Origin of the sequence: Streptomyces sp. NPDC060000 (assembly GCF_042737375.1) — a bacterium.
Lineage (GTDB): Bacteria > Actinomycetota > Actinomycetes > Streptomycetales > Streptomycetaceae > Streptomyces.
Map to the genome: position 1 here is coordinate 121,674 of NZ_JBHWUU010000001.1, position 13,186 is coordinate 134,859.

12 protein-coding genes are annotated in these 13,186 nt (G+C 71.4%); 9 read left to right on the forward strand and 3 right to left on the reverse strand.

Going from position 1 to position 13,186, the window contains the following annotated elements:
- The first annotated feature begins 576 nt into the window (after positions 1-576).
- The 4 genes from ACFWBB_RS00520 (at position 577) to ACFWBB_RS00535 (ending at position 5,747) form a co-directional block, all read left to right on the forward strand.
- Positions 577-1,269, forward strand: coding sequence for a hypothetical protein (locus ACFWBB_RS00520; RefSeq protein ID WP_385265549.1), 693 nt, complete (start codon positions 577-579; stop codon positions 1,267-1,269).
- A gap of 193 nt (positions 1,270-1,462) precedes the next feature.
- Entirely contained in the window at positions 1,463-3,529 is a 2,067-nt protein-coding gene (locus ACFWBB_RS00525; protein WP_385265552.1) for a DUF1996 domain-containing protein, read from the forward strand.
- 231 nt (positions 3,530-3,760) lie between these two features.
- Entirely contained in the window at positions 3,761-5,152 is a 1,392-nt protein-coding gene (locus ACFWBB_RS00530; protein ID WP_385264873.1) for a diacylglycerol kinase family protein, read from the forward strand.
- Positions 5,145-5,747 carry a phosphatase PAP2 family protein gene (locus ACFWBB_RS00535; RefSeq protein WP_385264875.1) on the forward strand — a complete coding sequence of 201 codons (603 nt, stop codon included), beginning with the start codon at positions 5,145-5,147 and terminating at the stop codon, positions 5,745-5,747. The genes ACFWBB_RS00530 and ACFWBB_RS00535 overlap by 8 nt, the downstream gene beginning before the upstream one ends.
- Positions 5,748-5,822: 75 nt before the next feature.
- Here the strand turns inward: ACFWBB_RS00535 and ACFWBB_RS00540 are convergent, their stop codons facing one another.
- Complete coding sequence (locus tag ACFWBB_RS00540) at positions 5,823-6,458, reverse strand: class I SAM-dependent methyltransferase (RefSeq protein ID WP_385264877.1); 636 nt, start codon at positions 6,456-6,458, stop codon at positions 5,823-5,825.
- A 129-nt stretch (positions 6,459-6,587) separates the two neighbouring features.
- Here ACFWBB_RS00540 and ACFWBB_RS00545 point away from each other — a divergent pair, with 129 nt between their 5' ends.
- The gene (locus ACFWBB_RS00545) at positions 6,588-6,761 is read left to right on the forward strand and encodes a hypothetical protein (protein WP_385264879.1); all 174 of its coding nucleotides are present in this window, start codon (positions 6,588-6,590) and stop codon (positions 6,759-6,761) included.
- Between the two features lie 52 nt (positions 6,762-6,813).
- Here the strand turns inward: ACFWBB_RS00545 and ACFWBB_RS00550 are convergent, their stop codons facing one another.
- Both ACFWBB_RS00550 and ACFWBB_RS00555 read right to left on the reverse strand, forming a co-directional pair.
- Positions 6,814-8,646, reverse strand: a complete 1,833-nt coding sequence (locus tag ACFWBB_RS00550; RefSeq protein ID WP_385264882.1) for an NlpC/P60 family protein — start codon at positions 8,644-8,646, stop codon at positions 6,814-6,816.
- A gap of 239 nt (positions 8,647-8,885) precedes the next feature.
- Positions 8,886-9,233 carry a helix-turn-helix transcriptional regulator gene (locus ACFWBB_RS00555; protein WP_385264884.1) on the reverse strand — a complete coding sequence of 116 codons (348 nt, stop codon included), beginning with the start codon at positions 9,231-9,233 and terminating at the stop codon, positions 8,886-8,888.
- Positions 9,234-9,359: 126 nt separating this feature from the next.
- Between ACFWBB_RS00555 and ACFWBB_RS00560 the strand changes: the two genes are divergently transcribed.
- The 4 genes from ACFWBB_RS00560 (at position 9,360) to ACFWBB_RS00575 (ending at position 13,169) form a co-directional block, all read left to right on the forward strand.
- Positions 9,360-10,157: an ANTAR domain-containing protein gene (locus ACFWBB_RS00560; protein ID WP_385264887.1), complete on the forward strand. Its 798-nt coding sequence runs from the start codon at positions 9,360-9,362 to the stop codon at positions 10,155-10,157.
- Between the two features lie 248 nt (positions 10,158-10,405).
- On the forward strand, positions 10,406-10,849 hold the full coding sequence (locus ACFWBB_RS00565; RefSeq protein ID WP_385264889.1) for a hypothetical protein: 444 nt from the start codon (positions 10,406-10,408) through the stop codon (positions 10,847-10,849).
- Positions 10,846-11,505: a hypothetical protein gene (locus tag ACFWBB_RS00570; protein ID WP_385264891.1), complete on the forward strand. Its 660-nt coding sequence runs from the start codon at positions 10,846-10,848 to the stop codon at positions 11,503-11,505. The genes ACFWBB_RS00565 and ACFWBB_RS00570 overlap by 4 nt, the downstream gene beginning before the upstream one ends.
- The gene (locus ACFWBB_RS00575; protein ID WP_385264894.1) at positions 11,505-13,169 is read left to right on the forward strand and encodes a putative T7SS-secreted protein; all 1,665 of its coding nucleotides are present in this window, start codon (positions 11,505-11,507) and stop codon (positions 13,167-13,169) included. Before ACFWBB_RS00570 ends, ACFWBB_RS00575 begins: the two co-directional genes overlap by 1 nt.
- The last annotated feature ends 17 nt before the right edge of the window (positions 13,170-13,186 follow it).

Here is a 13,186-nt window from a genome sequence, read left to right on the forward strand (position 1 = left end):
GGTAACCCGGCCCGGGTCATGTTCCGCTGGTCAGTGCGTTCCACAGCGGTGACATTAGCCCACTGGAGTTACGGGGGCGTGACCGGGTGTCATCGGGCCCGGTGGTCGCCTGCCGCCTCAGCGCCTCCGTATCTCCCCGGCCGCACCCGCCTTACCGGGACGTGGTCGGAATGTGAGGTAGACGGCCTGCGCGGGAGTAATCCTCGCGGGCCGTCCTTGCGTCTTCCGGGTCGTGACTCGTAGGAAACATCGTGCGACGAGTGTTTGGGGGAGACCTTGAGCATCCTGCGTCCGGACGTGGAGCGGCCTCGCGAAAGCCGTGCCGGGGACGAGCCGCGCGCGGGCCGTGGCGAGGGCGGGCCGCGCGGTGGCCGTCCCCAGAGCGGTTCACGCGGTGGCCGGACCAAGGGCGGGCCACGCGGTGGCAGTGCCACTGCCCGGCCGGGCAGTGGCCGTACCGAGGCCCGGCCGCGCGGTGGTCGTACCGGGGACGAGCCGCGCGCCGACCGTGCCGGGGACGAGCCGCGCGTAGACCGTGCCGAGGGAAGGCCGCGAGGCAATGCGCTCTCCCGCACCCTGGCGTTCGTAGGCCGGACGCTGCGGGGCGAGTGGTACGGCATCGTCGTCGATCCCCTCCGGCGGTTGCGCAGGCGCGGGCCGGCCGCGCTGGTGCTGGCCTTCGTCGCCTGTGGGGGTGTGATCTTCTTCCATGCCATCGCCCAGCACCCCACGGGCGCGACCTGGGTGCGGATCCTCGGCGGGGTCCAGGGCGACCTGCCGCTGTGGCTCGCCCTGCTCCGTACCCCTGTCTCCCTGTACGTCCCTGCCCTCGACCTGCCGGTGTGGGCGGGCATCACGCAGCTCTTCCTCGCCTTCGCCCTGGCCGAACTCGCCCTCGGCCGCCGCCGGACCCTGCTGATCGCCTACACGTCCACCCTGGCCGGAACCCTCACAGTGCGGGTGATGATGGCGATGGGGCCGGGGTGCTGGGGTCTCGGACTGCCGCCCGAGATCGGCCAGGTGCTCGACACCGGCCCGTCCGCGGCGGTCGTCGGACTGTTCTCCTATCTCTCGGTGGTCCGCCGCGCCCCCATCGTGTTCACGCTCACCGGCGGCTCCATGGTCCTCGAGTCGATCGCCAAGCCGAACCTCGCCGGCCGTGAACACCTCATCGCGGTGGCCGCCGCCGTCGCCCTGGGTCTGCTGCACGAGCGGGGGCGCCGTCGGCGGCAGGCCGCCACGAAGACCCAGGACGCGGCGTCTGTCTGAGATCTTGCTATGAATTCGTGGTGCGGCTGAACACTCCTGTGCCCGGTTGCGTATAGGGCCGGGGGACTTCATGCTCATGGCCGCCGACGACGTGTAGGAGCACTCCTTGGTACAGAACAGGCGCAGACGCCAGACGGGCGGACGCCGCGCGACTTTCGCGGCGTTGGCGCTCATTCTCGGCGGCGGTGGGCTGATGGCGGTGAATGTCTACGCCTCGGCCACCGAGGACGGCTCCGACGGCAACTCCGTGAAGCGGGGCGGCAACAGCGCCGTCACCATCGACTGTCCGGACGTCGGCAGCAAGCTGACCGACGTCCCGGAGCAGGCCTCGCCCGAGGTCGCCCGCGAACTCGCCCTGCTGGACGAGCAGATCGCCGCCGCGTACCGCCAACTCCAGGAGTCGGCGGATGCGGTGCGGCAGGACGCCGGCTTCGCGGACAACGCGGTCATGAACCCGTTGAAGGAGAAGCGCGGCGCGACGATCCAGCGCATCGCGGAGGCCATCGACCGGGCCGGTGACCGCCCCGAGGGCCTGGAGGACCTCGCCGGCTGCACCCTGCGAGCCAACGACGACCAGGCCGACGAAGGCGCCGACGGCAACGGCGACGAGAACCAGAACGGTGATCAGGCGGGCGACGACCAGAACGGCGACGGAAACCAGCAGGGCAACGGTCAGCAGGGCAACGGCGGCCAGCAGGGCAACGGCGGCCAGGCCGGAAACGGCCCGGTGGCCGCGGACTACGCCGACATCAACAGCGTCCAGCCGACGCAGCAGACCCCGGATCCCAGCTCAGGCCCCTCCCGCGGCACGTTCGTCACCAGCTGCGGAGTGAACGCGAACGGCCTGTTCAACTCCGACAACGTGATCGTGGCCCCGGGCGTCAGCAACGGCGCCCACCACTTCCACGACTACGTCGGCAACCAGTCCAACACCGCCTTCGCCTCCGACGACGACCTGGCGAAGGCCCGGACCAGCTGTGTGGACCAGGGTGACAAGTCCACCTACTACTGGCCCGTGCTGCGCCTGCAGAACGGCACCCAGGAGCGGGACGCGCAGAGCCCCGGTGGTGGCATCGAGGGCAACGCCGGCAAGATCGTCACCCCCAAGGACGTGACGCTGACCTTCGTCGGCAACCCGCGGACCCAGGTCACCGAGATGCCCCGGCTGCTGCGCGTCATCACCGGCGACGCCAAGGCCTTCGTCAACGGCACGGCCAACGCCAACGCGTCCTGGAGCTGCACCGGCTTCGAGGACCGGCAGCTGAAGGACAAGTACCCGCTCTGCCCGTCCGGCAGCGACGTGGTGCGTACCTTCCGCTTCCAGAGCTGCTGGGACGGCAGCAACATCGACAGTGCCAACCACCGCACCCATGTGGCCTTCGCCGCCGCGGACGGCACCTGCCCGAGCGGCTTCAAGGCCGTTCCGCAGCTGGTGCAGCGCATCGTGTACGACGTCGACGCGCCGAGCCTGCAGGACGGCGGCAGGACGACTCCGCTGTTCGCGGTGGACTCCTTCCCGGAGCAGCTGCACAAGCCGGTGACCGACCACGGCGACTTCATCAACGTCTTCGACGAGGACCTGATGCGGGAGATGGTCGACTGCATCAACGGGGGCCGCACCTGCGGCGCGGGTAACGGCGACGGTACCGGCGGCGACAACGGCTCCGGAAACGGTGACAACGGTTCCGGCAACGGCGGCGGCAACGGTGACGACGGCTCCGGCAGCGGTGACGACGGCTCCGGCAGCGGCGGCAATGCCGGCGACAACGGCTCCGGTGGCGACGGCAACGCCAACGGCGGCGGCAACGATTCCGGCAACGGCAACGGCAACGGCAACGGCAACGGCAACGGAGCCGACGGGGGTACGCAGCAGCCGTCCCAGACCCCCCAGGCACCGGTGACCACCGAGCCCGCCGAGGGCAACGCCGGTTCCGGCGGAAACTCCGCCACCACCGGGCCCCGCGTGTACACGAAGCCGTCGGCCAAGGCGGCCACCTCGGCGCCGGCGAGCAGCTCGGGCGGCGAGATCGGCACCCCGGCGACCGCTCCCGCGACCACTCCCGTGACCACTCCCGAGCAGTCGCAGAGCCCGGCCGGCACGGGGACCGACACCACCATCCCCGGCGGCACCGAACCCCAGGCGGTCCAGACCGGCGGCCTCGCCGAGACGGGCGCCAACCTCTGGCCCGCGGCCGGCGGAGGACTGCTGGTGATCGCCGGCTTCGCCGTCCTGTTCCGCAACGCACGCCGTAAGTACTGAGATTCAGCCACTCCACCGGGGGCCCGTCGCACTGCCGACGGGCCCCCTCCCCGTGCCCCCGCCGTGCCGCCGCCCCGGTGAACCTCACCCCCCGGCGTACGGGCATCGGCATGACACGCGCACGAACACGGGGACCACGGGCACATCCGGCTGCTCCGCCATGGACAATTGATCGGGATCGTCGGCGCTGTCGACGCACAAGAGGGGGCCTCGGAGCATGGCGGGCGCACGGTGAACGAGACACGTAGGACGAAGCGGGCGCTGTCGCACATCGACCCGGCCCAGCGGGACGCGGTCTCCCGCGCGCGGGGCTGGGCGCGGCTCGCCCTGGTGCTGCTCGCCGCCTGCGTCGGGGTGGTGATGGCGGGCGCGGGCTCCGGCGGCTGGCTGATCCTGTTCATCGGTTTCGTCCTCCTCGCGCTGGCGGGGGCGGGCGTGTGGTGGATGCTGGCGCACCGGGGCGGAGCCCGGCTGCTCGGCGGGCTGGTGGCCGTCACCGCGCCCGTGGGCGTGGTGGTGATGTACGCCTTGTCCGGCCTGTGGCCGGTGGCGGTGGGCGCGCTCGCCCTGTGGGCGGGGGCCCTGGCCTCGGCCCGGGCCTCGCTGCGCAGCGTCCGCCGTCCCAAGGGCACGCACGGCCGGAAGACCCCGCCGCCGCGCCGGCCGGTCCTGATCATGAACGTGCTCTCCGGAGGCGGCAAGGTCGTCAAGCACGGCCTCGTGGAGCGCGCCCAGGCGCTCGGCGCCCAGGTGGTGCTGCTCGGCACCGACGGCGTCTACACCGACCCGGAGGCGGAGGCCCGGCGGGCCGTCGCCGAGGGTGCGGACCTGCTCGGCGTCGCGGGTGGTGACGGCACCCAGGCGCTGGTCGCGGCCGTGGCCGCCGAACACGACATGCCCTTCCTGGTGATCGCTGCCGGCACCCGCAACCACTTCGCGATGGACCTCGGCCTCGACCGCACGGACCCCACCCACAGCCTCGACGCCCTCACCAACGGCGTCGAACTCCGCGTGGACCTCGGGGACGTCGGCGGACGGGCCTTCGTCAACACCGTCTCCTTCGGGGCGTACGCGGAGATAGTGCAGAGCCCCGACTACCGCGACGCCAAGGCCGCCACCGCGCTCGACCACCTGCCCGACCTGCTCCAGGGCGAGGCCGGCCCGACCCTGGACGTCCAGGCGGACGACACCCACGTGCACGCGCCGCAGGCCCTTCTGGTCAGCAACAACGCCTACGCGCGCGCCGACCCGCTCGGCGGCGGACGGCGGCCCCGGCTGGACGCGGGAGTGCTCGGTGTGATCGGTGTCCGGGTGGAGAGCGCGGCCCAGGCCGCCGAACTCGCGCTGCTCGGCGAGCGCGCGGGCAGCATCACCTCGGTGACGTCCCGGCGCGTCGTCGTCGACGCCGACCGGAAGCGCATCGCGGTGGCCGTCGACGGCGAGGCACTCGAACTGGCCACCCCTGTCGTGTGCACGGTACGGCCCGCCGCGCTGCGGGTCCGGGTGCCCCGGCACCGCCCGGGCGCGGCCTATGCGCCCCCCACGGTCGACTGGCGGCGCATCGTCCGCCTGGCGCTCGGCCATCCCGACCCTCGATCGATCAAGGAGGCCTACGATGTCTGACAGCCGGCCGACGGTGCCCGCCCTGAGTCTGGTCCGTGACCTCGTCACCATGGACCAGGCCCTGTACGAGACGGTCACCGTGACCAGAACGCCGACCCTGGACACCGCGCTGCGCCGGCTGTCGGCGGCCGCCGACCACTCCAAGCTCTCCTTCACGGTCGCCGCCGCGCTCGCCCTGCGGGGCGGGCGCCCGCGCCGCGCCGCGGTGCTCGGCGTCGCGGCCATCGGTGTCGCCTCGGCGACCGCCAACCTGCTCGGCAAGAAGCTCGTACGCCGTCCCCGACCGCACCGCGGCGAGGACTCGCCGTTCCCGGGGCGGCACGTGCCGATGCCGCACTCGGCGTCGTTCCCGTCCGGGCACACCGCCTCGGCCGTCGCGTTCGCGGCCGCGGTCGGCCCGACCCTGCCGGTCTCCGCGGTCCCGCTGGGCCTGCTCGCCTGCGCGGTGGGCTACTCGCGGGTTCACACCGGGGTGCACTACCCGGGTGACGTCGTGGCCGGAGCGCTGCTGGGCACAGGCTCGGCGGCGCTGGTTCTGGCGCTCACCTCCGGCAAGGTGGGCCCGCGGGGCCTGAGAGTGGCCCGCGGGGCCTGAGAGGTCCGCGGGGCCTGAGAGGTCCGCGGGCCGGGGGGTCCACGGGGTCCAAGCGGCCCGCGGGCCCCGACGGTCCTACTCCTTGCCGCAGTAGAGGAAGAGATGCGGCTCCGGTACGGCGTCGGGATGGTCGGGCGTGAACAGCACGTTCTCCTGGGCCGACACGGTCAGACCGGCCCCGGTGACCACGTCGACGAGATCCTGGCCGGCGAAGCTGGTCACCCGCACGGGCTGTCCCATGAACACGGCGTCGACCTCCACCACGTCCAGCGGCACGGTGGCCAGCACGAGACTGCCGCCCGGCCGCAGCGCCCGAGCCAGCCGCCCGACCAGCTCGGACTGCTGTGTCCGATCCAGTTGCAGCAGCGAGAAGTACACGCAGACGGCGTCGAACGAACCGTCTTCCAGAGGGAGTTCGCGTACGTCGGCACACCGGAACTCCGCCTCTGGCACCTGCCGGGCGGCCAGTTCCACCATGACGGGGGAGACGTCGACTCCGAGCACCTGATGGCCCGCCCGGGCCAGGGTCTCGGCCGTCGGCCGCCCCGTCCCGCTGCCGACGTCCAGCACTCGAGCGCCCGGGGCGAGCCGCCCCAGCAGCCACTCCAGGGACCTGCGATGCGCCTCCGAGTGCGCGAACGCCTCCTCGTACACGGACCCGAGCGCGTCGAACACCCGCGCGGCACGCTGCCCGCCGTCCTCGCTGATCAAGAGTGTTCCTTTCTGGCCGGAATCGTATTTTCCGCTACCGTAAGTAACATGATCCAATCCTCTTGACGCGGGCCCTACTGATGAGTAGCCAAGGCCCCGGGTAACCGTCGTTTCGTTCGGAGGACCCCCATGCCCTCGCCTGAGGACGCCCTGCAAGTCTCCCGTAACGCCTACGAGGAGCACGCACGCACCTGCCGTCAGTGTCACTTCGACATGTCGCCTTGCGCCGTCTCCAAACACCTCCTGCGCGCCTACAACAACGCCAGACGAGCCCAGGCGCGTCCGAACTCCGCGCTGCGCTGAGCGCCCCCGCCGACCGGCCACGCCCGGGCTCCGTCACACCGCTCGCCGCACCTCAGGCGGGTCGAACTGCGCCGCGCAGGGCGCCCTCCCCGAACGGGAGGATCGCCTCCTCGCGGATGTACGCGCCCGGACCCGGGGCGTGGATCATCATGCCGTTGCCCGTGCACAGGCCGGTGTGGCTGAGGTCGTCGAAGAAGAAGACGAGGTCTCCGGGGCGCAGTTCGGCCAGACTGATCCGGGTGAAGGCCTTGGCCTGGTCGATGGCGGAGCGCGGCAGCGTCACGCCGGCGGTCCGCCACGCGGCCTGCGTGAGACTGGAGCAGTCGTAGGACTCCGGCCCCGTCGCTCCCCATACGCACGGTCGGCCGATCTGTGCCCGGGCGAAGGCCAGAGCCTTGTCCGCCTTCCCCAGGTAGGCCGTCCCGGTGGCGCTGACCGTGACATCGGCGGGGGCGGCAGCCGGGGCCACGACCTCGGGGAGCGGGGCGGCGGGGGCCGTGAGGACCGTGACGGCGGGAGCGGACGGATAGCCGGTGCCCCCGGTGAGAAGGTCCCCCATGGGCGCCTGGTGGCTCGGCATGGGCGCGGAGGGCATGGAAGGCGCGAAGCCGGGTGTGGCATAGGCCGACTCCGGCGCGGCAAGGGGGAGTTCGGAAGTCGCATAGCCCGACGGCGGTGTGATGAAGCCGAGTTCGGACGCCGGGTATCCGGGTGCGGCCACGGCCGCGACCGGGCCTGCGCCGGGAGCGATGAGGCCGGGCGCCGTAAGGCCCGACTCCGGTGCCGTCAGGCCGAGTTCGGAGATCGGATAGCCGTACGGCGGTGTGGTGACACCGAGGTCCGGGGCCGGATAACCGGGAGCGGCCGCCGTGAAGGCGACTTCGGCTGCCGTGAAGCCCGATGCCGGTGCGCCGAAGCCGGGTTCACCTGCCGTGAGGAGGCCCTCCGAGCCGGTCGGTGAGGCCGTGCCCGGAGCGGCGGTGGGCGGCCGTCCCGCCCACGCGGCCGTGATCTCCGCACGGAACGCCTGCTGTTCCGCTGTGTCCCAGGGCTGCTGGACCGGCTGTGACTCGGCGGGCTGCGCCCCGGTCACGGGCAGCGAGGACGTGGGCAGGGAGGGCATGGCCAGGGAGGGCATGGGCGCGACCGGCGCGGGCAGGGAGGGCATGGGCGCGACCGGCGCGGGCAGGGACTGCATGGGCGCGACCGGCGCGGGCAGGGACTGCATGGGTGGGGACTGCATGGGAAGGGACTGCATGGGCTGAGCGAGGGCGCGGGCCAGCACCTCCCGGGCGGTGCTGAGCTTCCGCCCGATCTGCTCCTTGCTGTTCTTGAGCGAGGCCTGCCGGTCCGCGGGAGCGGAGGCGGAGGGCTCGGCCCGGGCGGGGGAGGGGGCGGCGGCAGGTGAGGGGACGGCGGGCAACAGGGCCCTGAGCTCCTCCGGGCGCGGCTCGGGTGCGGCGGGAAGCGCGGGGACGGCACGGGCCGTCAGTTCCGGGACCCGCCGGGTGGCCGCTTCCAGCTCCCTTGCGACGGTACTCTCGGCCGACCGCTCCGGTGCGCTCGCCTGGCGCGCGGGCCGAGCCGGACGGGCCGGCTGACGATCGTTCGGCAGCACCGCGGGCACGGTCGGCCCCACGCGGTCGCGCGCCACGTCGAACCACTGCCTGGCCACCGCCTCGAGCGATGGATCGGCCGACCCCCGGCCGCTGTTGGCGACGGACGTGACCGCCCTGCGCGTCCCGCTAGACCTGGCCCGGGTCATGTTGTAGGTGCCCGTGTCGCTCTCGGCCCGGTCGTAGAGCGAGTTGACCCGCTGCTGGATCTCCGCCCGGCTCGGTTCGTCGATGTTGCCTGGGGAGCGCGGGCTGCGATCCGTCGCCATGGAAGACGTACTCCTTCCGTGCTCCGCCTGTCGGTCGGCGGAGGAATCCGGGCGACCCTGCTTGCAGGTGCCCTCAAGCCCCCTGCCCTGAAGGGCAGTCGTACGGCCTGGGCGTCAACTTAACCAACTTGTGTGGCTGGCGTGAAGATTGAAGTGGTAAATGTCCGATACGTTTTCGTGACCTTCGTCTCTCGCCGGGATCGGCCCGGCCGTCCGCTTCACGGACCGTCGCGCGCCGGTCACGAACGGCGGTCGCGTCCCTCCGTTTCCAGGCGTCCGACGCGGCCCGCCTCGTCCTGGGCCAGCATGGACAGCAGGGCCGCCACGCTCAGACCCGCCTCGGCGGGATGGCGCAGCACCTTGTCGGCCTGGACCCGGTAGATGTTGCCACGCCCTTCCTTCGTATGGGACAGGTAACCGTCCGTCTCGAGGTCGGCGATGATCTTCTGCACCGCCCGCTCGGTGAGCCGGCAGTGCGCGGCGATGTCCCGGATGCGGGCACTGTGATTGTCGGCGATGGCGGCCAGCACGCGGGCGTGGTTGGTGAGGAACGTCCATCCGTTGTGTGACTCGGGCACTCCTTCCATGCGGCGATAGTACGGCGGGACATTCACGTATACAAAAGCCGGAACTTCGTTTCATGTATCGCTTGACGCATAACGGGTGGCGGGTGAATCTGGACGGGACATGTGAAGTGGCCGAGGGAGGAGGACATGCCGGAACCTGCTTACGATGCGCACACCGGAGACGGGGACGCCCGCGGCGGCGCGGAGGCGGGCGGTGCGCGCCACACCGGCGCCGCCCCTGTACCCGAGATCGGTGTCCGTCCTGACGGCGACCGGGTCGTCGTGGCGGTGTGCGGTGAACTCGACCTCGACGCGGCCGAGCAGCTGGGCCAAGCCCTGCGCACGGCTCTCGGCGCCGCGGTGCGCGGTGTCGATCTTGAACTCGGCGGTGTCGGGTTCTGCGACTGCTCCGCCCTGAACGTGCTGCTCGACGTGCGCGAACAGGGGCTGAAGCAGGGAAAGACGGTCGCCCTGCGCACGGTCGGCCCCGCGGTCGCACGGCTGCTGACCCTCACCGGCACCCGGACGCTGTTCGACGTCCCCCGCCCCGACGGCAACGGCGGCGGCGAGGGCGATGGCGATGGCGAGGCGAACCGTGATGGCGCCTCGGTCGGAGCCCCCGGTGGCATCGCCGCGGACGACCAGCGCATCGAGCTCGTCCAGTTGCGGCGCGCCATGCAGACCCGACCGGTCATCGACCTGGCCCTCGGCGTCCTCATGGCGTCCTTCGGTCTGAGTGTCCAGGAGGCCTGGCGGGTGCTGGTCCTGGCCTCGCAGAACACCAACACCAGGCTGCACCACCTCGCCCGCGACCTGGTCGCCGCCGTACCGGGCGAACCGCCCGGGGCGGCCGTGCAGGAGCAGGTGGCCTCAGCGGTCGCCACGGTCAGAGCGGAGATCGCCGCGAGCGGACCGAACGACGGAATCGATCGCGTCGACGACTGACTTCGGGCCCTCCTCGGCGTCACCGCCGCCCCGCGCCGTCTCCTCGTACTTCCCGCTCATGCCGGCGCCTGACGCCATCGACCCCCTGGCCCGTCGCCGGGTGAGGGCAGGCGAGTGGTCAAAGCTTCGTAAGCCCTCGTTGTCTCCGCAGACGCGCCGATGTGATGATTGCGATCGTGTCCAGCAACGGGGAAGACAGTACGGCGAACGCGCACAAACCAAGGTCCCGCTTGTCCGACTACGTGGATATGGACGTTCCGGCACCGGCCGAGCAGGCTCCGGAGCCGGCTGCCGGGAATCCCGAAGCGGCGGCGCGCAGGCGGCGGTTCGCGGAGTTGCTGGAGGAATTCCGGCATACGGCGGTGCTGGTGCCGCTGGGTGAGGCGGACGCGCCGGACCGTGAGCGGGGGATGCTGACCGCCGACCGGAACGGGGTGCGGTTCATCCTGGCGTTCTCCGACGGGCAGGCGCTTGCCCGTTATGCCCGGGCGCGGGGCGAGTTCGCCCGGGACTGGACGTATCAGACGGTCCTCGGCGCGCGGCTGCTGGATGTGGCGGTACCGGCCGCCGGGGTGCCCTGTGGGGTGGCGCTGGACTGCGCGGACGGGCCGGACGGGATGGTGTTTCCACCGGTGCGCGGTGTCGTGCCCGACGGTGCGGCGGTGGACTTCGAGACGGGGGGCCCGGCATGACCGGCGGTGGGGGCAAGGACCTGAAGACGGAAGGGCTCGCCCTGATCGTCAAGGGATTGACCGAGGCGCTGGGCGAGTTGAAGGAGCTGGGCATGGTGGGGCAGGCCGGGGCCGGGCGCGGCTTCGGCGACATCGCCCTGTCCGGGCTGGAACTCGGCCACGAGGGGCTCACGGGTGCGTTCACGTCGTTCTGTGAGCGCTGGGAGTGGGGCGTGCGGTCGCTGATCAACGAGGGCAACGGGTTCGCCGAGAAGACGGGTCTGTCGGCGGGCACGTACTACGAGACCGATCATTACGTCGAGGGCAGTTTCAAGGTCGTCGCCAACTCGGCCATCGGCAATCCGTACGCCTCCGAGGAGGAGGTGGAGAAGACGGGCTGGAGCGACATCGCGAAGTCCGGTGTCTACGGCGGCAACGTGGACTACAGCGAGGAGTCCTTCGACCGGGCGCTGGCCAACAGCGGGCAGGCCTGGAAGGACGCGGGCCGGGACGTGATGACGTCGCACACGGTCGGCCCGCTGGGCCTCAACCCCGAGAACCTGCACGGCACGCTCGGCGTGTCGGACCAGGAGTACGGCAATTTCCTGGACGACACCTTCGGTCCCTCTCCCGAGGAGCGGGCCAAGGCGGCCGAGCAGCAGGGCGCTGAGGGCTGATGGGGCTCGGAGACCTCACCAACTCGCTCCTGGGCGGCGCGGAGGACCTCTACGACGCGGGCAAGGAGAAACTCGGCGAGGGCGTCGACTGGGCCACGGACAAAGTGGGCGAAGGCCTGGACAAGGTCGGTGCGCACGACTGGGCCGACAATGTGCAGGACTGGGGCGACGAGGTCGCCTCGGACCTGGGCGCCACCCCCGGTGAGCAGCAGCTCGGTCAGACCGAGGAGGCCGACGAACTCGTCCACGGCAATCCGGACAGGATCCGCGAGAGCGCCAAGCACCTGAAGGACTTCCACGGCGCCTTCGGCAAGGTGAATGCGGGGCTGAAGAAGGTCGACTCCTCCGGCTGGCTGGGCGAGGGCGGCGACGCGTTCCGGGAGAAGTTCGGCGTCCATCCCGCCAAGTGGGCACAGGCGTCCGAGGCGTGCGACGCGGCGGCGGGAGCGCTGGAGTCGTACGCGGGCACCGTCAAGTGGGCGCAGGGCCAGGCCAAGGAGGCGGTGGAGCTCTACAAGAAGGGGGTGAAGGCGTCCCAGGACGCGGCCGACGCGTACAACAGGAAGGTCGACGCCTACAACGCCAAGATCAAGGCGAACGAGGACCCGGGCCCCAGGCCTGAGCCGTTCAAGGACCCCGGCAAGGCCGACGTCAGGGCGGCCGCCGAGAAACTCGCCGAGGCCCGCAAGCAGCGCAACACGGCCGCTTCCGAGGCGCAGGGCAAGGTGAAGGCGGCCCTCGCGCACGCACCCGCCGAACCGCCGCCGCTGGAGCGCCTCGGCAACGACTTCACGGACGGCTACCAGGCCGTCAACACCGAACTCACGCATGTCGTCGGCGGCGCTCTCAAGGGCACGGCCGGACTGCTCAACTTCGTCCGCGGCCTCAACCCCACCGACCCGTACAACCTCACCCACCCGGCCGCCTATGTGCAGAACGTCAACATGACGCTGGCCGGTCTGGTCTCCACCGCCTCGCATCCCGAACGGGTCGTCCAGGCAGCCGTCGACGGCTTCGAGAAGGACCCCTCCGAGTTCGTCGGCCGCCTCATCCCCGAGCTCGTCGGAACCAAAGGCGCCGGCCTCGCCCGCGGCGGACTGCGCCTGGCGGCGAAGGAGGGCCTGGAGTCGGCGGCGCAACGCGGAGTGCGGGAGGGCCTCGAGCGTCAGGCCGCCAGAGGTTCCGGGGACCCCATGCCCGAGCGTGCCGACGTCATGCAGGCGCTGCGGGACTCCAAGCCGGAGGTTGTCAAGAAGGACTGGCCGGACACCGACGGCCGCTACTACGCGGACCGGGTTCTCGCCGGTGGCCGCCCGGACGGAGAGAAAGTCTTCGCCGGTCATGGCTACCTCACCCGCAACGCCGGCGACGTCGTGGTCCCCGAGGGAACCAACATATCTTTTTATGTGCAACACGGAGACCCACTTCCGGGACTCAACGGCCTTACCGTTGAGCGGGGTGTCTACCCGGGAGGTTACGTGGAGACATTCGGACCGGGCGACGTCCTTCCGAACTACACGCTGGGGCCTCCCGCCCCCATGGGCGGCGGAGGTTTCAGTGTGTTCGAGAATTCGACGACCGTCGGCCAACGAGCCACGCTGCAAGATCTACTGGAGCCAGGCATGGGGAATGTTCACTGGGCGGCGTGCCGCGAGATTAAGTAGGATGTCTCGACCTGCGA

Coding starts and splice junctions, on each gene's coding strand:
- ACFWBB_RS00525 (WP_385265552.1), top strand. CDS start 1,463: ATGGCGGTGAATGTCTACGCCTCGGCCACCGAGGACGGCTCCGACGGC.
- ACFWBB_RS00535 (WP_385264875.1), top strand. CDS start 5,145: ATGTCTGACAGCCGGCCGACGGTGCCCGCCCTGAGTCTGGTCCGTGAC.
- ACFWBB_RS00545 (WP_385264879.1), top strand. CDS start 6,588: ATGCCCTCGCCTGAGGACGCCCTGCAAGTCTCCCGTAACGCCTACGAG.
- ACFWBB_RS00550 (WP_385264882.1), bottom strand. CDS start 8,646: ATGGCGACGGATCGCAGCCCGCGCTCCCCAGGCAACATCGACGAACCG.
- ACFWBB_RS00555 (WP_385264884.1), bottom strand. CDS start 9,233: ATGGAAGGAGTGCCCGAGTCACACAACGGATGGACGTTCCTCACCAAC.
- ACFWBB_RS00560 (WP_385264887.1), top strand. CDS start 9,360: ATGCCGGAACCTGCTTACGATGCGCACACCGGAGACGGGGACGCCCGC.
- ACFWBB_RS00565 (WP_385264889.1), top strand. CDS start 10,406: ATGGACGTTCCGGCACCGGCCGAGCAGGCTCCGGAGCCGGCTGCCGGG.
- ACFWBB_RS00570 (WP_385264891.1), top strand. CDS start 10,846: ATGACCGGCGGTGGGGGCAAGGACCTGAAGACGGAAGGGCTCGCCCTG.
- ACFWBB_RS00575 (WP_385264894.1), top strand. CDS start 11,505: ATGGGGCTCGGAGACCTCACCAACTCGCTCCTGGGCGGCGCGGAGGAC.